The 18,055-nt window shown below is 65.0% G+C and carries 14 protein-coding genes and 1 pseudogene; 8 read left to right on the top strand and 7 right to left on the bottom strand.

Annotated features, from left to right (window positions below; translation table 11 throughout):
- Positions 1-14: 14 nt before the first annotated feature.
- On the bottom strand, positions 15-929 hold the full coding sequence (gene metF, locus ACVWW1_RS26485) for a methylenetetrahydrofolate reductase [NAD(P)H] (RefSeq protein WP_456657949.1): 915 nt from the start codon (positions 927-929) through the stop codon (positions 15-17).
- Positions 930-1,320: 391 nt separating this feature from the next.
- On the opposite strand from metF, the gene ACVWW1_RS26480 reads away from it, so the two are divergent.
- Positions 1,321-2,337, top strand: a complete 1,017-nt coding sequence (locus ACVWW1_RS26480; protein WP_456657948.1) for an LLM class flavin-dependent oxidoreductase — start codon at positions 1,321-1,323, stop codon at positions 2,335-2,337.
- Here ACVWW1_RS26480 and ACVWW1_RS26475 read toward each other — a convergent pair.
- Complete coding sequence (locus ACVWW1_RS26475; protein ID WP_176528862.1) at positions 2,334-3,194, bottom strand: prephenate dehydratase; 861 nt, start codon at positions 3,192-3,194, stop codon at positions 2,334-2,336. The genes ACVWW1_RS26480 and ACVWW1_RS26475 overlap by 4 nt on opposite strands.
- A 21-nt stretch (positions 3,195-3,215) precedes the next feature.
- On the bottom strand, positions 3,216-3,956 hold the full coding sequence (locus ACVWW1_RS26470; RefSeq protein ID WP_456657947.1) for a 3-deoxy-manno-octulosonate cytidylyltransferase: 741 nt from the start codon (positions 3,954-3,956) through the stop codon (positions 3,216-3,218).
- 200 nt (positions 3,957-4,156) lie between these two features.
- Here ACVWW1_RS26470 and ACVWW1_RS26465 point away from each other — a divergent pair, with 200 nt between their 5' ends.
- The 6 genes and pseudogenes from ACVWW1_RS26465 (at position 4,157) to ACVWW1_RS26440 (ending at position 12,640) form a co-directional block, all read left to right on the top strand.
- Positions 4,157-4,705, top strand: a complete 549-nt coding sequence (locus ACVWW1_RS26465; protein WP_456657946.1) for a c-type cytochrome — start codon at positions 4,157-4,159, stop codon at positions 4,703-4,705.
- A gap of 215 nt (positions 4,706-4,920) precedes the next feature.
- Positions 4,921-6,826 (top strand): annotated as a pseudogene (locus tag ACVWW1_RS26460) (extracellular solute-binding protein).
- Between the two features lie 16 nt (positions 6,827-6,842).
- A complete protein-coding gene (locus ACVWW1_RS26455; RefSeq protein ID WP_456657945.1) occupies positions 6,843-8,714 on the top strand; it encodes an extracellular solute-binding protein in 1,872 nt (623 codons plus the stop codon).
- 3 nt (positions 8,715-8,717) lie between these two features.
- Positions 8,718-9,827, top strand: a complete 1,110-nt coding sequence (locus tag ACVWW1_RS26450) for a microcin C ABC transporter permease YejB (protein WP_207834893.1) — start codon at positions 8,718-8,720, stop codon at positions 9,825-9,827.
- On the top strand, positions 9,827-11,011 hold the full coding sequence (locus ACVWW1_RS26445) for an ABC transporter permease (protein ID WP_176528868.1): 1,185 nt from the start codon (positions 9,827-9,829) through the stop codon (positions 11,009-11,011). The genes ACVWW1_RS26450 and ACVWW1_RS26445 overlap by 1 nt, the downstream gene beginning before the upstream one ends.
- Positions 11,012-11,014: 3 nt before the next feature.
- Positions 11,015-12,640, top strand: coding sequence for an ABC transporter ATP-binding protein (locus ACVWW1_RS26440; protein WP_456657944.1), 1,626 nt, complete (start codon positions 11,015-11,017; stop codon positions 12,638-12,640).
- 105 nt (positions 12,641-12,745) lie between these two features.
- Here the strand turns inward: ACVWW1_RS26440 and ACVWW1_RS26435 are convergent, their stop codons facing one another.
- A complete protein-coding gene (locus tag ACVWW1_RS26435; RefSeq protein ID WP_456657943.1) occupies positions 12,746-13,588 on the bottom strand; it encodes a C40 family peptidase in 843 nt (280 codons plus the stop codon).
- A complete protein-coding gene (locus tag ACVWW1_RS26430) occupies positions 13,581-14,960 on the bottom strand; it encodes a leucyl aminopeptidase family protein (RefSeq protein ID WP_456657942.1) in 1,380 nt (459 codons plus the stop codon). Before ACVWW1_RS26430 ends, ACVWW1_RS26435 begins: the two co-directional genes overlap by 8 nt.
- A gap of 203 nt (positions 14,961-15,163) precedes the next feature.
- On the opposite strand from ACVWW1_RS26430, the gene ACVWW1_RS26425 reads away from it, so the two are divergent.
- Positions 15,164-15,961, top strand: coding sequence for a tetratricopeptide repeat protein (locus tag ACVWW1_RS26425; protein WP_456657941.1), 798 nt, complete (start codon positions 15,164-15,166; stop codon positions 15,959-15,961).
- Between the two features lie 123 nt (positions 15,962-16,084).
- Here the strand turns inward: ACVWW1_RS26425 and ACVWW1_RS26420 are convergent, their stop codons facing one another.
- Both ACVWW1_RS26420 and ACVWW1_RS26415 read right to left on the bottom strand, forming a co-directional pair.
- Positions 16,085-17,059 carry a type II secretion system F family protein gene (locus ACVWW1_RS26420; protein ID WP_207834897.1) on the bottom strand — a complete coding sequence of 325 codons (975 nt, stop codon included), beginning with the start codon at positions 17,057-17,059 and terminating at the stop codon, positions 16,085-16,087.
- A gap of 9 nt (positions 17,060-17,068) precedes the next feature.
- Positions 17,069-18,046: a type II secretion system F family protein gene (locus tag ACVWW1_RS26415; protein WP_456657940.1), complete on the bottom strand. Its 978-nt coding sequence runs from the start codon at positions 18,044-18,046 to the stop codon at positions 17,069-17,071.
- Between the last annotated feature and the right edge of the window lie 9 nt (positions 18,047-18,055).

Raw genomic sequence — 18,055 nt, 5'->3', positions numbered from 1 at the left:
GATTGCTTTCTGGGTCAGGCAGCTTTTTGGGCACCGGTCGGCCGGATGCCGAGCAGGTGGCTGATCGCGAACACGAGGTCCGCGCGGTTCATGGTGTAGAAGTGGAAGGTGTCGACGCCGTGCTTGAACAGCTTCTGCACCTGGCCGGCGGCAACGGTGGCGGCGACCAGCTTGCGGGTCTCGGCGTCGTTGTCGAGGCCCTCGAATTTCTCGGCGAGCCAGTCCGGCACGCTGGTGCCGGCGCGCGTCACGAAATTGCGGGCCTGCTTGAAATTGTGCATCGGCATGATGCCGGGCACGATCGGAATCTCGATGCCGCGTGCGCGCACCCGGTCGACATAGCGATGGTAGAGGTCGTTGTCGAAGAACACCTGGGTGATCGCGCGCGTCGCGCCGGCGTCGACCTTGGCCTTCAGCGTGTCGATGTCGGCGTCGAAATCGGTGGCTTCCGGATGCTTCTCCGGATAGGCGGACACCGAGATCTCGATGTCGGCGTGGCGCTTCTTGATGGCGGCGACGAGCTCGGCGGAGCTCTGGTAGCCGTCGGGGTGGGTGAAGTAGGGTGTGCCGATGCCGCCGGGCGGATCGCCGCGCAGCGCCACGATGTGGCGGACACCGACCTCATGATAGCGGTCGACGATCTCGTCGATCTCGCCGCGCGAGGCACTGACGCAGGTCAGATGCGCGGCCGGCAGCAGATCGGTCTCGCGGAGGATGCGGCTGATGGTGGAGTGGGTGCGCTCGCGGGTCGAGCCGCCGGCGCCGTAGGTGACCGAGACGAAGTTCGGCGTCAGCGGCGCCAGGCGATTGATGGTCTCCCAGAGATTGCGCTCCATCTCCTCGGTCTTCGGCGGGAAGAACTCGAAGGAGATTTTCGGCGTTTTCGGCGCGCGCTGCCCGTTCGGCAGGGAGGAAATGGTCTCGGTCATGATACGCAAGGGCTCCGTAACTGGAGGGCAGACGTCCGGCCTGGATATAGAGCCCCTAAGATAGGCGAAACCGGTGGGCCGAAACAGCCCATCGGATATGGGAAATTGCCCATTGACGGCCAAGATGTGCTCAAAATGAGTGATCGAGGACGAGTAGTGGGCTGCGCATTCAATCGGCGAACCATGGAATTAATTAATTGAATTATATAAATAAAATTGTTGTTCCGGAATCAATTGGATGCCCGAATCGACTGTGGGCGGGGTCGCATGTCAACGAATCTTCGTATTTCGTCCCAAGAGTCGGGATGACCCGCGCCGACTTTCCGGTGCGGGACTGGTCTGCGCGACCGGCGTCTTTGTCGCCTCGTGGCGCCACATTAGGTTGTCGGCCATGATCCCGCTCTCCGTCCTCGACCTGTCCGTCGTCACCACAGGCACCAGGCCCGCCGCTGCGCTCCGCAACAGCATCGACCTGGCGCGCCATGTCGACGGTCTCGGCTACGTCAGATACTGGCTCGCCGAGCACCACAACCTCGCCTCCGTCGCGAGCCCGGCGCCCGATCTGATGATCGGGCAGATCGCGGCGGTGACGCAGCATATCCGCGTCGGCTCCGGCGGCGTGATGCTGCCCAACCATGCGCCGCTCGTGGTCGCCGAGCGCTTCAAGATGCTGGAGGCGTTTTTTCCCGGCCGCATCGATCTCGGCCTCGGCCGTGCGCCCGGCACCGATGGCGCCACCGCCTACGCGCTGCGCAGCCGGCTCGATCGCCGCGAGGGCGACGATTTCCTCGAGCGGCTGCATGAGCTGACGCTTTGGGAGACGCGCGATTTCCCGGCCGGCCATCCCTACAACAATGTGGTGGCGATGCCGGACGATTCGCCGCTGCCGCCGATCTGGCTGCTCGGCTCGAGCGACTATTCCGCCGAGCTTGCCGCGCAGGTCGGGATGGGCTTTGCGTTCGCGCATCATTTTGCCACTCACGACGCAGTCGCGGCGATGACGAATTATCGTGCGCATTTCAAGCCGTCGGGCTGGCGAGCGACGCCGCAGTCGATCCTGGCGGTCGCCGTCGTCGCGGCGGAGACCGACGCGGAAGCCGAGCGGCTTGCGCTATCGATGGATCTCAACCGGCTGCGCCGCGATCGCGGCCAGTATCTGCCGCTGCCGAGCGTCGAGGAGGCGGAGGCCTATCCCTACACCGACGCCGAGCGCGCCTCGGTCGCGCGCAACCGCGCGCGACTTTTCGTCGGCAGCCCCGCAACCGTGATGACGAAGCTGGAGCCGCTCATCGCGGCGAGCCAGGCGGATGAGCTGATGGTGATCACCGCCGTCTACGACCACGCGGCGCGGAAGAAGTCGTACAGCCTGCTTGCGGAGGCGTTCGGGCTGCAGAAGAAAGTGGCCTAGCTCTGCGTTTCGCTGAAGGTCGCGCGGAACGGATGGCCGGGATAGACGCCGACGATGCGGAATTCGCGCGAGAAGAATTTCAATTCCTCCAGCGCGAAGGCGAGTCCACGGTCGTCGGGGTGGCCGTCGACATCGGCATAGAATTGCGTGGCGAAGAAATTGCCGTCGACCATGTAGCTTTCGAGCTTGGTCATGTTGACGCCGTTGGTGGCGAAGCCGCCGAGTGCCTTGTAGAGCGCAGCGGGCAGATTGCGCACCCGGAAAACAAAACTGGTGACCAGCGGCCCGGAGCCCTGCGCAGCCCATTTGGCCTCGCGCGCCAGCACCACGAAGCGGGTGGTGTTGTGGGCCTCGTCCTCGATGTCCTCGGCCAGAATGTCGAGGCCATAGATATCGGCGGCGAGGCGCGAGGCGATCGCCGCCACGCTCTTGTCGCCGCGTTCGGAGATATCGCGGGCGCTGCCGGCGGTGTCGCCGGCGACGATCGATCGGATGCCGAGCTTGCGGATGATGCGCCGGCACTGGCCAAGCGCGTGGACGTGGCTCTCCACGCTCTTGATGTCGGCGAGCTTGGTGCCCTTGACCGCCATCAACTGGTGGCGGATCGGCAAGAACCATTCGCCGACGATGAACAGGCCCGAGGCGGGCAACAGATGGTGGATGTCGGCGACGCGGCCGGCGACCGAGTTTTCGATCGGGATCATGCCGAGATCGGCCTCGCCGGAGGAAATCGCGGCCAGCGCGTCCTCGAAGGTCGGGCAGGGCATCGGCTCGGCGTCGGGATAGGCCTCGGCGATCGCGATGTGGGAATTGGCGCCAGGCTCGCCCTGGAACGCGATTTTCAGCTTCTTGGTCATGGGTGGCCTTTTAGCAGCGGCTTAGGCTTTTGCCAGTATCCGCCGGGCGGTTTCGAGGTCGGCCGGGGTGTCGACGCCGCGGGGCACGGTGTCGACGATGGTGATGTCGATCCGCATCCCGGCCTCCAGCGCTCGCAGCTGCTCGAGCTTCTCCTGCTGCTCCAGCGGCGAGGGCGGCAGCCGCACGAACCGCTCCAGCGCAGCCCGGCGGTAGGCGTAGAGGCCGATATGGTGGTAGCGCGGTCCGTCGCCGTAGGGCGCGGTGGCACGGGTGAAATAGAGTGCGCGCAGTCGGTTCGCGCCGATCGGGGAGCCGACCGCCTTCACGACGCTGGGAGCCAGATCCTCCTCCTCGGTATGGATGCGCGAGGCCAGGGTCGAAATGTCGACCGCGGGATCGGCGAGCGGCGGCATCACGCTGCGGATGGTTTCGGGCGTGATGGTCGGGAAATCGCCCTGCAGATTGACCACGATCTCGGCAGCGCCGTCCGGGTCGAGGATCGTCATCGCTTCATGGATCCGGTCCGAGCCGGAGGGATGGTCGGGGCGGGTCATGACGACCTCGCCGCCCGCAGCCTGCACCGCCGCCGCGATCTCGGGCGTGTCGGTGGCGACCGCGACCCGGCCGATCCCGGCCGCCTCGGCCCGCCGCAGCACATGGACGATCATCGGCACGCCCGCGATATCGAGCAGCGGTTTGCCGGGGAGGCGCGTGGCGGCCATGCGGGCCGGAATCAGCACCAAGGTACGGGGTTGGGTCATTCGTGTCGGGGCCCGTCCGGCCAGCGGAAATTGGCGGGGAGGAGGTTGAATTCGGGCGCGTTTATACGGGTTGCCAGAGCGCGGGCAAACCGATATCTCAACCCTGCTTGGGGCGGTGCGATAAGGCCGATTCCCAGGTCTTTCCCCGCGGCCGTATTCCCGGCCTGAAGTCGACATTCAAGGCCCGGAGCCTGACCGAAATGGACTCCTTCGAACTCAACAAAATCCTCGGTGCGGTTCTCGGCACCTGCATCGTCGTCCTGGTGATGAGCTTTGCCGCCGGATCGGTGTTTTCCGCGAAGCTGCCGGAGAAGCCGGGTTTTGAGATCGCGGTGAAGGAAGAGTCCCATGGCGGTGGCGGCGAGGCCGCCGCGGCTGCCTCCGAGCCGATCGAGAAGCTGCTGCAGACCGCTTCCGCCGAGAAGGGCGCGGCGGCGGCCAAGAAGTGCCAGGCCTGCCATACCTTCGAGAAGGGCGGCCCCAACCGCGTCGGTCCGAACCTGTTCGGTATCGTCGGCGAAAAGAAGGGCGAGGGCCGTGGGTTCAATTTCTCGGCCGCGATGAGGGGCAAGGGCGGCGACTGGTCCTTCGACGACCTGAACAAGTTCCTGACCAACCCGAAGGGCTTCGTCCCCGGCACCGCGATGGGCTTCGCCGGCGTGCCGAAGGACAGCGAGCGCGCCGACATCATCGCCTATCTGAATTCGAACTCGGAGCACCCGGCTCCGCTCCCGACCGCTTCGAAGTAACGAATTGCTTCGCGCAAGCACGCGGATGAAACGGCCAGGCAATGCCTGGCCGTTTTCGCATGGGGAATCCGTTGTCGCGGGGTTGCTATCGGGACGTTTCGCCGCACCGGTATTGTTCCCGGGCCAATATCATGAGGAAAAAGCAACGTAATTTGTCGAACCGTTGCCTTATATTGGGTCCCATGTAACCGGGGCCGCAAGCAGGAAGACCGAATTTGGCGATCACCCGACGACACCTCCTTCAAGGCAGCGCACTGGCGGCACTCGCTCCGGCGCTCGGACTGAACTCCGGCCTGTCGGCGATCACGCCGGCGTTCGCCGACGACGCCCCCAACGGGCTGAAATGGCGCCACGGCCTCTCCACCTACGGCGAAATCAAGTACCCCGCCGACTTCAAGCGTTACGATTACGTCAAGCCGGACGCGCCGAAGGGCGGCGTGGTGCGGCTATTCCAGCCCGGCACCTATGACAGCTTCAACCTGGTCGTTGCGGGATTGAAGGGCACGGTCGCCGCGGCGGTCACCCGCATTTACGACTCGCTGATGGAAGCCTCGCTCGACGAGCCCGATACCTACTACGGCGAGCTCGCCGAGGGCGCAGCCTTCCCCGACGATTTCTCCTACGTGATCTACCGCCTCCGTCCCGGGTCGCGCTGGCACGATGGCAAACCGGTCACGCCTGAAGACGTGATCTTCTCCTTCGAGGCACTGAAGGCGAACAGCCCGATGTTCAGCGCCTACTACCGGCATATCGCAAAGGCCGAGAAGATCGGCGATCGCGACGTCAAGTTCACCTTCGACAGCCCTGGGCAACCGCGAGCTGCCGATGATCACCGGTCAGCTCGTCATCCTGCCCAAGCATTGGTGGGAGGGCACCGACGCGCAGGGCAAGAAGCGTGACATCACCGCGAGCACGCTGGAGCCGCCGCTTGGGTCCGGCCCCTACAAGATCAAGGAATTCGTCGCCGGACGATCGGTCGTGCTCGAGCGCGTCAAGGATTACTGGGGCAAGGACATTCCGATCGCGATCGGGCAGAACAATTTCGACGAGCTGCGCTACGAGTATTTCCGCGACGACACCGTCGCGCGCGAGGCGTTGAAGGCCGACCAGTTCGATTGGTACAACGAGCGCAGCGCCAAGGAATGGGCGTCGGCCTACGACGTTCCGCCGGTGCGCGAGAACCGGCTGCTCAAGGAGCTTTTCACCGTCCGCAATCAAGGCCGGATGCAGGGCTGGGTGTTCAACCTGAGGCGTCCGAAGTTCGCGGACCCCAGGCTGCGCCGCGCCTTCAACTACGCGTTCGATTTCGAAGAGATGAACCGCGTGCTCTCGACCGGCGAGTACCATCGCGATTCAAGCTATTTCGACGGCATCCCCGATCTGATGGCGACAGGCCTGCCGGAAGGCAAGGAGCTCGAGCTTCTGGAGACGGTGCGCGACAAGGTGCCGCCGGAAGTCTTCACCACGCCCTACACGAACCCGGTCGGCGGCACGCCGGAAAACGTGCGCGCCAATCTGCGCGAGGCGACGCGACTGCTGAAGGAAGCCGGCTTCGAGATCCGCGATCGCAAGCTGGTCGATTCCTCGGGCCAGCCGTTTACGGTCGAGATCCTCGGCAACAGCGGCGATTCCGGCATGGAGCGGATCACGCTGTTCTACAAGCCGAGCCTGGAGCGCCTCGGCATTACCGTCAATCTGCGCGCCGTCGACACCGTGCAGTACCAGAACCGGGTGCGTGATTTCGATTTCGAGATGGTCACCCAGGTCTGGGGACAGTCGATCTCGCCCGGCAACGAACAGCGCGACAATTTCGGCTCGCAGGCTGCCGACCGGCAAGGCTCGAACAATCTTCCGGGCATCAAGAATCCGGCCGTCGATGCCATCATCGAGCGCATCATCTTCGCCAACAGCCGCGCCGATCAGATCGCCGCCGCCAAGGCGCTGGACCGGGTTCTGCTCTGGAACTTCTATTGCGTTCCACACTTCAACTACGACAAGCAGCGCTATGTCTATTGGGATCGCTTCAGCCATCCCGATCCGCTGCCGAAATACGCGGTTTCAGGATTCCCAAATCTTTGGTGGTACGACGCCGACAAGGCAGCCAAGCTCAAGCGTTCATAAGCTCAAGGATCCGCGCATGGCGCTATTCTCCCGTCGGCACGCACTCGGTCTCGGCATCGGTGCGTTGAGTGCTGCAGGCTTGCGTGCTGCACCGGCGGCGGCCGACAACGGAACCGAGATGCACGGCATGTCGGTGTTCGGTGACCTGAAATATCCCGCGGATTTCCGGATCTTCGACTACGTCAATCCGAAAGCGCCGAAGGGCGGCGTCTTCTCGGTGATTCCGTGGGTGCGAGCCTACAACCAGTCCTACTACACCTTCAACTCGCTGAACGCCTATGTCCTGAAGGGCGAAGGCGCGCAGGGCATGGACATGACGTTCGCGGCGCTGATGTCGCGCGCCAATGACGAGCCCGACGCGATGTACGGCTTCGCCGCGAAGTCGGTGCAGATCTCGCCGGACAAGCTGACCTATCGCTTCACCATGCGCCCCGAAGCGCGTTTCCACGACGGCTCGAAGTTGACCGCGCAGGACGTCGCCTTCTCGCTCAACACGCTGAAGGAGAAGGGGCACCCGCTGATCCAGGTGCAGCTCCGCGACTTCGTCAAGGCCGAGGCGCCCGATGACGCGACCGTGGTGGTGACCTTCGCGGCGGGGCGCGCGCGCGACGTGCCCCTCTATGTCGCGAGCCTGCCGATCTTCTCCAAGGCTTATTACGCGACGCGGTCGTTCGAGGAATCGACGCTCGATGCGCCGCTCGGCTCGGGACCGTACAAGGTCGGCCGGTTCGAGGTCAATCGCTACGTCGAATACGACCGCGTCAAGGACTGGTGGGGCGCCGATCTTCCGGTCAATCGCGGCAGCTACAATTTCGACACCGTGCGCTACGAATTCTATCGCGACCGCGATGTGGCATTCGAGGGCTTCACCTCGAAGAGCTATTTGTTCCGCGAGGAGTTCACCGCGCGCGTTTGGGCGACACGCTACGATTTCCCCGCGGTCAAGGACGGTCGGGTCAAGCGCGAGACGCTGCCCGACGACACACCGTCCGGTGCGCAAGGCTGGTTCATCAACATGCGCCGCGACAAATTCAAGGATCCACGCGTGCGCGAGGCGCTGATCTGCGCCTTCGACTTCGAGTGGACCAATAAGACCATCATGTACGATGCGTATGCGCGCACCGTCTCGCCGTTCCAGAACTCGGACATGGTGGCGGAAGGGCCTCCCTCGCCGGAGGAGCTTGCGTTGCTCGAGCCGTTCCGCGGCCAGGTGCCCGACGAGGTGTTCGGCCTGCCGTTCGTGCCGCCGATGTCGGACGGTTCAGGTCAGGACCGTGCGCTGCTGCGCAAGGCGGTGCAGCTGCTCAACGAGGCCGGCTGTGTGGTCAAGGACGGCAAGCGTGTGCTGCCGAACGGCACACCCATTACCATCGAATTCCTCAACGACGAGCCCTCGCTGCAACCGCACCACGGGCCTTACATCAAGAATCTCGGTACGCTCGGCATCGATGCGACGTTCCGCCTGGTCGACGCAGTGCAATACCGTGCCCGGGTGGAAGACTTCGATTTCGACATGACCATGCAGCGCTTCAGCTTCTCGGCGACGCCCGGCGACAGCATGCGGCCGTTCTTCTCCTCGCAGGCTGCGAAGACCAAGGGCTCCTACAATCTCGCAGGCATTTCCAATCCCGCGATCGACGTGCTGATCGAGAAGATCATCGGCGCGAACAGCCGCCATGAGCTGACGATCGCCTGCCGCGCCTTCGACCGCGTGTTTCGCGCCGGCCGTTACTGGGTGCCGCAGTGGTACCGCAACACGCATCCGATCGCCTACTGGGACCAGTTCGGTCATATGGAGAAGCTGGCGAAATATACCCAGGGCGTCGGGGCGCCGGAGAACTGGTGGTACGATGCGGCCAAGGCCGCCAAGCTCGAGCAGGCGAAGTAGCCGATGAGCGCCTATATCGCCCGACGTATCTTCCTGATGTTGCCGACGCTGCTCGGCATCCTGTTCGTCTCCTTCGTGGTCGTGCAGTTTGCGCCCGGCGGGCCGGTCGAGCGCGTCATCGCGCAGATCAACGGCGCCGACACCGGCGGCACCTCGCGCGTGTCGGGTGGCGGCGGCGATTTCGGCGCGCAGCGCGGCCAGGGCGCGGGCGCAGGCGCGGCCATCAACTCGAAATATCGCGGCGCGCAGGGGCTCGATCCTGATTTCATCAAGAAGCTCGAGGTGCAGTTCGGCTTCGACAAGCCGGCGCCGGAGCGGTTCGCGCTGATGGTCTGGAATTTCGCGCGGTTCGACTTCGGCGAAAGCTATTTCCGCAGCGTCAGCGTGCTCCAGCTGATCAAGGAGAAGCTGCCGGTCTCGATGTCGCTCGGCATCTGGATGACGCTGCTGACCTATCTGATCTCGATCCCGCTCGGCATCCGCAAGGCGGTGAAGGACGGCTCTCGGTTCGACACCTGGACGTCGGCCGTGATCATCATTGGCTTTGCGATCCCGGGCTTTCTGTTCGCGATCCTGTTGATCGTGCTGTTTGCCGGCGGCTCGTTCCTCAATATCTTCCCGTTGCGCGGCCTGACCTCGGACGGCTGGTCGCAATTCCCCTGGTACTGGAAGATCATCGATTACTTCTGGCACCTGACGCTGCCGCTGGTGTCGATGGCGCTCGGCGCCTTCGCCACCATGACGTTGCTGACGAAGAATTCGTTCCTCGACGAGATCCGCAAGCAATATGTGATGACCGCGCGCGCCAAGGGCTGCAGCGAGCGCCAGGTGCTGTACAACCACATTTTCCGCAACGCCATGCTGATCGTGATCGCGGGCTTTCCGGGCGCGTTCATCCACGCCTTCTTCTCGGGCTCCCTGCTGATCGAGACCATCTTCTCGCTTGACGGGCTCGGCCTGCTCGGCTTCGAGAGCGTCCTGAACCGCGATTATCCGGTGGTGTTCGGGACGCTGTTCATCTTCTCGCTGGTCGGACTGGTGGTCAATCTGATCTCCGATCTTGCCTATATGTGGATCGATCCGCGGATCGACTTCGAGGCGCGGGAGGTCTGATGACGGTGCTCGCGCCCCAGCCGGTCGAGACCTCGACGCAATCGCCGATGGGCGAGGCGGTGCCTGCCACCCGCCACGCCTTCGCGCCGTCGCCGCTCAACCAGCGGCGCTGGCAGAATTTCAAGGCGAACCGCCGCGGCTACTGGTCGTTCTGGATCTTCCTCGTGCTGTTCGTGCTGTCGCTGTTCGCCAATTTCATTGCCAACGACAAGCCGCTGGTCGTCAAATATGACGGCCGTCTCTACTGGCCGGTGGTGTTCACATATGCCGAGACCACCTTCGGCGGCGATTTCGAGACCGCGGCCGACTATCGCGATCCCTATCTGCAGAAGCAGATCGCCGCCAAGGGCGGCAGCATGATCTGGCCGCCGATCCGCTATTCCTACGACAGCCGCAACCTCGACCCGCCGACGGCGGTGCCGTCGAAGCCAACCTGGCTCCTGACCGAAAAGCAGTGCGCGGACGTGGTGAAGCGGAAGGGGCTGACCGGCTGCCGCGACCTCGAATACAACTGGCTCGGCACCGACGATCAGGGCCGCGACGTCGTCGCACGATTGATCTACGGCTTCCGCATCTCGGTGCTGTTCGGCCTGACACTGACCATCCTGTCCTCGATCATCGGCGTTGCCGCCGGCGGCGTGCAGGGCTATTTCGGCGGTTGGATCGATCTCGGCTTCCAGCGCTTCATCGAGATCTGGACCGCGATCCCCTCGCTCTATCTGCTGCTGATCATCTCGGCGGTGCTGCCGCCGGGCTTCTTCATCCTGCTCGGCATTCTGCTGTTGTTCTCGTGGGTCTCGCTGGTCGGCCTGGTGCGCGCCGAATTCCTGCGCGGCCGCAACTTCGAATACATCCAGGCGGCGCGCGCGCTCGGCGTCTCCAACCGCGTGATCATGTTCCGCCATCTGCTGCCGAACGCGATGGTCGCGACCATGACGTTCCTGCCCTTCATCGTCTCGTCCTCGGTGATGACGCTGACGGCGCTGGATTTCCTCGGCTTCGGCCTGCCGCCCGGTTCGCCCTCGCTCGGTGAATTGCTGTCGCAGGGCAAGGCCAATGTGCAGGCGCCGTGGCTCGGTCTCACCGGCTTCTTCTCGGTCGCGATCATGCTGTCGCTCCTGATCTTCATCGGCGAAGCCGCGCGCGACGCCTTCGATCCGCGCAAGACGTTCTCGAAGGGCTGACGTATGGACGCGACCAACCAGCCCCTGCTCGACGTCAGCGACCTCTCCGTCGCCTTCGGCCGCTCGCTTGCGGTCGATCGCGTCTCCTTCTCGATCAAGCGCGGCGAATGCACGGCGCTGGTCGGCGAGTCCGGCTCGGGAAAATCGGTCAGCGCGCTGTCGGTATTGAGGTTGCTGCCCTATCCGGCGGCGTCGCATCCCTCCGGGGCGATCCGTTTCAAGGGCCGCGATCTCCTGGGATCGTCGGAACGCGAGATGCGCGGGATTCGTGGCAACGACATCTCGATCATCTTCCAGGAGCCGATGACCTCGCTCAATCCGCTCCACACCATCGAATCCCAGATCGGCGAGATCCTGTCGCTGCACAGCGGCATCAGCGGTACGGCGGCGCGGGCGCGGACGCTGGAGTTGCTGGGCCAGGTCGGCATCCCCGAGCCGGAGACGCGGCTCAAGAGCTATCCGCATCAACTGTCCGGCGGCCAGCGCCAGCGTGTGATGATCGCGATGGCGCTTGCCAACGAGCCCGATCTGCTGATCGCGGACGAACCGACCACCGCGCTCGACGTCACCGTGCAGGCGCAGATATTGGCATTGCTGGCCGAGATCCGCGCCCGGCTCGGCATGAGCATGTTGTTCATCACCCACGACCTCGGCATCGTCCGCCGGATCGCCGACACCGTCTGCGTGATGAACAACGGCAAGATCGTCGAACAGGGCCCGGTCGAGCAAGTCTTCACCGCGCCGAAGCACGCCTATACGAAGGCGCTGCTGGCGGCCGAGCCGAAGCCCGATCCGGCGCCGCCGCAGCCGGACGCGCCGGTCGTGATGTCGGCGGACAATCTCAAGGTCTGGTTTCCGATCAAGCGCGGGCTGATGCGCTCGACCGTCGGCCACATCAAGGCGGTCGATGGCGTCAGCCTTGCGGTGCGCAAGGGCGAGACGCTCGGCGTCGTCGGCGAATCCGGCTCCGGCAAGACCACGCTCGGGCTCGCGCTGCTCCGGCTGATTTCGTCCGATGGCCCGATCGTATTCCTCGGCAAGGACATCCAGGGCCTGCGCTTCAAGCAGATGCTGCCGTTCCGCCGCGACATGCAGATCGTGTTCCAGGACCCGTTCGGCTCGCTCAGCCCGCGCATGTCGGTGGCCGACATCATCGCCGAGGGGCTCGAGGTGCACCAGAAGCAGCTGTCGCGCGAAGAGCGCGAGGTGCGGGTGATCAAGGCATTGAAAGATGTCGGCCTCGATCCTGAATGGCGCTTCCGCTATCCGCATGAATTCTCCGGCGGCCAGCGCCAGCGCGTTTCGATCGCGCGCGCGGTCGTGCTGGAGCCGAACTTCGTCGTGCTGGACGAGCCGACCAGTGCGCTCGACATGCTGCTCCAGGCCCAGATGGTCGATCTGTTGCGCGACCTGCAGCGCAAGCGCGACCTGACCTACATGTTCATCTCGCACGATCTGCGCGTGGTGGCCTCGCTCGCGAGCCACCTGATCGTGATGAAATCCGGCAAGGTCGAGGAGGAGGGGCCGGCCTCCGAGCTGTTCAGGAACCCGAAGAGCGACTACACCCGCGCGCTGTTCGCCGCCGCGTTCCGCATCGAAGCGGCCGGCGAGGGGACGGTGGCGACGTAGCCATCACGCGTCATTCCGGGGGCGGCACGGAATCCATCGACCGGCATGTTCGGTGGACGAATGGATTCCGGGTTCGACGCCGCGCGTCGCCCCGGAATGACGGGCTCAAAGCCGCTTGATCGCGGCGACCTCGCTGCCCGCGGCCTTGATCCGCGCGATCGCAGCCTGCGTATTCTCCACCACCGTTGCCATGTGATGCGCGTTGGCGTGCACGATCGTCGTCGCATCGCGCACGATGGCGACATGGCCCTTCCAGAAGATCAGGTCGCCGCGCTGCAGGTGCTTGGATTCCGCTGCCGTCAATTCGCGGCCGAGCCCGTCCTGCTGCATGTCGCTGTCGCGCGGGCAGCCGGTGCCGGCGGCGGTCAGCGCAATCTGCACCAGGCCGGAGCAATCGATGCCGAGGCCCGATTTGCCGCCCCAGAGATAGGGCGAACCGACGAACTGCTCGGCGATTGCGACGAAATCCTGCGCCATTGTGTCGAGGGAGGCGAGATGTGGGCGTGGCAGATACCAGCCCTCGCGGGTCACCGCGAAGGGGCCGTCCTCGCGGGCGATTGCGAGCCTGGTCCCCATCGCCAGCGCCTCGACCGGCGGCAGCTTGATCGACGGTCCCGGAAACGCCAGCGTGCGCAGCGCCGTCACCTTGTGCGTCGGTGCCGGGCCGGGCGTCGTCAGCGCGGCCTCGGCAATCCAGCCGACATAGCCGTCATCGGCGAGCTGGCCCCAGGCCCAGCCTTCGCCGTTGCGGTCGTACACCGTGACGCGTTCGCCCCTGAATGCCTGCGTCATCTGTTCGGCATCGGCCGCCGGCGCCCGCCGCAGCGGCGCGATGGCGTCGCCGACCTCGAGCGTCTCGCCGTCGACGAAGCGCGCGGCCTTCACCTTACCCTCGAGATATTTCGCGGCGAGGTCGGCGCGGGCCGGCGTCAGTCTGACATCATGCATAGCGCTGGCTCAGCAATTTGTAGATTGCGCGCGCGGCCTGGCACTCGCCGCCTTCGGGGCGGCCGGGCTTTGCCGACGGCGTCCAGCCATAGATGTCGACATGCAGCCAGCTTCGCGCGTGCTCGACGAAGCGCTGCAGGAACAGCGCGCAGGTGATCGAGCCGGCGAAACCGCCTGACGGCGCGTTGGTGATGTCGGCGGTCTTGGAGTCGAGCCAGGCATCGTAGGCCGGCCACAGCGGCATCCGCCACAACGGGTCGTTCTCGCTTGTCGCGTGAGCTGCAACGTCGCCGGCGAGCGCCTCGTCATTGGTGTAGAACGGCGGCAGATCCGGGCCGAGCGCCACGCGCGCCGCGCCGGTCAGCGTGCCGAGATCGACCAGCAGGTCCGGGGTCTCCTCGTCGGCCAGCGCCAGCGCGTCGGCGAGCACCAGCCGCCCCTCGGCGTCGGTGTTGCCGATCTCGACGGTGATGCCCTTGCGCGACTTGAAGATGTCGAGCGGGCGGAACGCGTTGCCGGCGACCGCGTTCTCGACCGCCGGGATCAGCACGCGCAGCCGCACTTTCAGCTTCGCGTCCATCACCATCTGCGCCAGCGCCAGCACGTTGGCGGCGCCGCCCATGTCCTTCTTCATGATCAGCATGCCGCTCGACGGCTTGAGGTCGAGCCCGCCGGTGTCGAAGCAGACGCCTTTGCCGACCAGCGTTACCTTCGGATGGGCCGGATCGCCCCAGCTCAGATCGATCAGCCGCGGCGCGCGGGTCGATGCCATGCCGACGGCGTGGATCAGCGGGAAGTTCTGTGCGAGCTCGTCGCCATCGATGCAATTGAAGGCGGCGCCGAACCGCGTTGCGAGGTCGTGCGCCGCCTCGGCGAGCTCGGCCGGGCCCATATCGTTGGACGGCGTGTTGATGAGATCGCGGGCCAGCGCCGCGGCGTCTGCCATCCGCGCGATCTCGGCCGTGTCGACGCCATCGGGCGGCACCAGGCGGACCTCGGGGGTCTTGTTCTTGCGATAGCGGCCGAAGCGGTAGCAGCCGAGCGCGAAGGCGAGCGTGGCAAGCCGCGTGTCATGCGGCGCATTGGCAAAGCGGTAGATGCCCGGGGGCAGCAGGCCGGGCAGCGCGCCGGCACGGAACGGATCGCGCGCCTTGTGGTCTGCATCCTCGAGGCCGAACAGCACCTGCGCGATGCCGCCATCGGCTGCCGGCAGGGCGAGGGCCTTGCCCGGCTTCGCCGCAAAGTCATTGGCCTCCGCGAATTGCCGCGCCGGCGCCGGCAACTCGCTGCGGATCGCATCCCATGTCGCCTTGCTGACGAAGGTGATCGGCGTAACGGCGGTCGTGGGGGCGATCTCGAACACGGATGGCATGCGGCTCTCGGCTGTTCTGGCGTTGCTGGTGACTAACACGCCTTTCGCGGTGGATGGTAGCGCGCCCGCGGTTGACGCGACCCGCGGGGTTGGAACCGGCGCGCCGGTCGCCGGTGCCGCAGTTAACCAGACGTTAGGGTTAACAGTCTATTGCTGGCACGCTCGGCTCGATCCATTTGCCCGATTTCGTGAGTCACAGTGCCATGCGTCGACAGTCCATTTTGACCCGGCATCTCGCTTCCGCAGCCCTCGTGGCGGTCCTGGCCGCCGGGCTTGGCGGTTGCCAGACCATGTCAGACGTCACCGGATCGATCGCGTCCCGGTCCGATCCGGTGCCAGACGATCCGCGCCGCAATCTCGAGGTTTATGGCGAGCGCTACCGCAAGAATCCCAAGGATGTCGACGCCGCCATAGCTTACGGTCAGGCGCTGCGCATGACCGGACAGCGTTCGCAGGCCTGCGCTGTGCTGGAGCAGGCCACACTCGCCAGCCCCGGCAGCAAGCCGCTGCTCGCCGCCTATGGCCGCGCGCTCGCCGACAACGGCAATTCGCAGGCCGCATTCGACGTGCTGAGCCGCGCGCACAGTCCGGACAATCCGGACTGGCGGATCCTGTCGGTGCAGGGCACCACGCTCGACAAGTTGAACCGGCACGAGGAAGCGCGGCGCTATTACGCCAGTGCGCTTCGACTGGCCCCCGACGAGCCATCGGTGTTGTCCAATCTCGGCCTGTCCTACATGCTGACCAAGGAATTGCCGAAGGCGGAAGAGACGCTGCGCCAAGCCTATGCCAGCGCCCGCGCCGACACCCGCATCCGGCAAAACCTTGCGCTCGTCGTCGGCCTGCAGGGCCGCTTCGCGGAGGCCGAGACCATCGTCAAGGCCGACCTGCCGGCCGATGAGGCGGCGGCCAATGTCGCCTATCTCCGCGACATGCTGAACCGCAAGGACGGTCCGCGGACCGCATCGCGCGCCGCACCTGTTGTTGCCAAGGACGATTAACGCTCCTTTATGGCGTCTGACAGCGAATCTGTCGGCTTCGCAAATCCATATCTGCCTCAACGCGCGCAAAAAAAGAAACGCCCGGCGTTTGCCGGGCGTTCTGGTAATGCGCTGCGGCACGGCTCAATGCATCGTGGCGATCTTGATATAGGACGGCCCGAGGATCACGATGAACAGGCAGGGCAGGAAGAACAAGATCATCGGCACGGTCAGCTTGGGCGGCAGCGACGCCGCCTTCTTCTCGGCCTCGTTCATGCGCATGTCGCGGTTTTCCTGCGCCATCACGCGCAAGCTCTGGCCGAGCGGCGTGCCGTAGCGTTCGGATTGCTGCAAGGCCATGCACACCGACTTCACGCCTTCGAGCCCGGTGCGGCGCGCCAGGTTCTCGTAGGCGGACTTGCGGTCCTGCAAATAGGACAATTCCGCGGTCGTCAGGGCGAACTCCTCCGACAGCGCGATCGACTGTCCGGCGATCTCGTTTGCCACCTTCCGGAATGCGACCTCGACCGACATGCCCGACTCGATGCAGATCAGCAGCAAGTCCAGCGAATCAGGGAAGGCGCGCTTGATCTGGAGCTGGCGCTTGGAGATCGCGTTCTTCAGGAACAGCATCGGCGCCTGGAGGCCGGCATAGGCCGCAGCGACGCAAATGCCGATCTTGAGCGTGAGCGACCAGGTCGCGCCCGCGATGAAGAACGTATAGACGATGGCGCCGAGCAGCAGCACGATCGGCGTCACCGCGCGGGCGAACAGGAAGGTGACGTAGGGGGCGTGGCCGCGATAGCCCGCCATCACGAGCTTATCGAGCGCCGCTTCCTGGGCGAGCCATTTCGTGAGGTTGAGATCGTCCACCACCCGGGAGACCACCTGCTTCGGGGTCTGCCGCAGCGCGACCTTCTCCGTCTTGGCGAGACGATCGCGCTCACGCTGCCGGAGACGCTCGCGCTCGCTGGCGACGGCCTTCATGCGCTTGTTGAGATCGCCGCCGGCGAGCAGCGGCATCACCAGCGTGTAGACCGTCGCGCTTGCCGCGATGAAGGCAAGCAGCATGGTCATGAACCTGACGTCGTGGAGCTTGGCGACCAGAATATCAATCATGCTGCACCGTCAGAAATCGAAGTTGATCATCTTCTTCATCACCAGCACGCCCATCGACATCCAGACGACGCAGGCAACCAGCATGAGCTGGCCCATCGAGTTCGTCCACAGCAGGGCGATGTAGTCCGGCGTCGTGAGGAACACCAGGATCATTACGATCGGCGGCAGCGAGCCGATGATGGCGGCGGAAGCTTTCGCTTCCATCGACATCGCCTGGATCTTCTCGGCCATCTTCTTGCGGTCGCGCAGCACCCGCGACAGGTTGCCGAGCGCTTCCGACAGATTGCCGCCGGACTTCTGCTGGATCGCAATCACGATGCCGAAGAAGTTCGCTTCTGGCAGCGGCATGCGTTCGTAGAGCCGGGAGCACGCCTCGCCGAGCGGCATGCCGATCGCCTGGGTCTCGATGATCGCAAGGAACTCGCTGCGCAGCGGCTCAGGTGCGTCGTTGACGACCGCCTTGAGCGATTCGAACAGCGGCAGGCCGGCCTTGATGCCGCGCACGATGACGTCGACGGCGTCGGGCAACGCCCTCAGAAAGGCCTTCTCTCTCCGCTTCTTCAGGAAGCCGAGCAGCCAGCGCGGCAGGCCGAGACCCATGGCAAATCCGATGCCGGCCGCGCCGAGCAGGCCTCCGCCGACCACGAATGCTGCGCCGAACCCGAACAGGCCGAGGGCGCCGGAGATCATCCAGAATTTCTGCTCGGACCACTCCAGTCCGGCCTGCGAGATGCGCACGCCGAGCGGGACTTTCTTGTCCTTCTGCCGGCGCGCCTCGAGCTCCTTCAGCGATCCTTCGACCTGCTCGCGGCGGGAGCGCTGCGTCCGGTCGGTGCTTCGCGGCGTCGACGGCTCGCTGCGCGCCACCGAAGCGCGGCGCGACTCGGCCTTCTTTTCCCCCGAGAGGTAGGGATAGAGGAAGACCCAGGCGATGCCGCCCACGGTGGTGGCGGCGAGGAAGGCCAGGGCAAGGGTTTGCGTCTGCATCCTGCGTTC

This window comes from Bradyrhizobium sp. JR3.5, assembly GCF_054057015.1.
This window is presented reverse-complemented; position numbering and strand designations above follow the sequence as displayed.

Coding starts and splice junctions, on each gene's coding strand:
- metF (WP_456657949.1), bottom strand. CDS start 929: ATGACCGAGACCATTTCCTCCCTGCCGAACGGGCAGCGCGCGCCGAAA.
- ACVWW1_RS26480 (WP_456657948.1), top strand. CDS start 1,321: ATGATCCCGCTCTCCGTCCTCGACCTGTCCGTCGTCACCACAGGCACC.
- ACVWW1_RS26475 (WP_176528862.1), bottom strand. CDS start 3,194: ATGACCAAGAAGCTGAAAATCGCGTTCCAGGGCGAGCCTGGCGCCAAT.
- ACVWW1_RS26470 (WP_456657947.1), bottom strand. CDS start 3,956: ATGACCCAACCCCGTACCTTGGTGCTGATTCCGGCCCGCATGGCCGCC.
- ACVWW1_RS26465 (WP_456657946.1), top strand. CDS start 4,157: ATGGACTCCTTCGAACTCAACAAAATCCTCGGTGCGGTTCTCGGCACC.
- ACVWW1_RS26455 (WP_456657945.1), top strand. CDS start 6,843: ATGGCGCTATTCTCCCGTCGGCACGCACTCGGTCTCGGCATCGGTGCG.
- ACVWW1_RS26450 (WP_207834893.1), top strand. CDS start 8,718: ATGAGCGCCTATATCGCCCGACGTATCTTCCTGATGTTGCCGACGCTG.
- ACVWW1_RS26445 (WP_176528868.1), top strand. CDS start 9,827: ATGACGGTGCTCGCGCCCCAGCCGGTCGAGACCTCGACGCAATCGCCG.
- ACVWW1_RS26440 (WP_456657944.1), top strand. CDS start 11,015: ATGGACGCGACCAACCAGCCCCTGCTCGACGTCAGCGACCTCTCCGTC.
- ACVWW1_RS26435 (WP_456657943.1), bottom strand. CDS start 13,588: ATGCATGATGTCAGACTGACGCCGGCCCGCGCCGACCTCGCCGCGAAA.
- ACVWW1_RS26430 (WP_456657942.1), bottom strand. CDS start 14,960: ATGCCATCCGTGTTCGAGATCGCCCCCACGACCGCCGTTACGCCGATC.
- ACVWW1_RS26425 (WP_456657941.1), top strand. CDS start 15,164: ATGCGTCGACAGTCCATTTTGACCCGGCATCTCGCTTCCGCAGCCCTC.
- ACVWW1_RS26420 (WP_207834897.1), bottom strand. CDS start 17,059: ATGATTGATATTCTGGTCGCCAAGCTCCACGACGTCAGGTTCATGACC.
- ACVWW1_RS26415 (WP_456657940.1), bottom strand. CDS start 18,046: ATGCAGACGCAAACCCTTGCCCTGGCCTTCCTCGCCGCCACCACCGTG.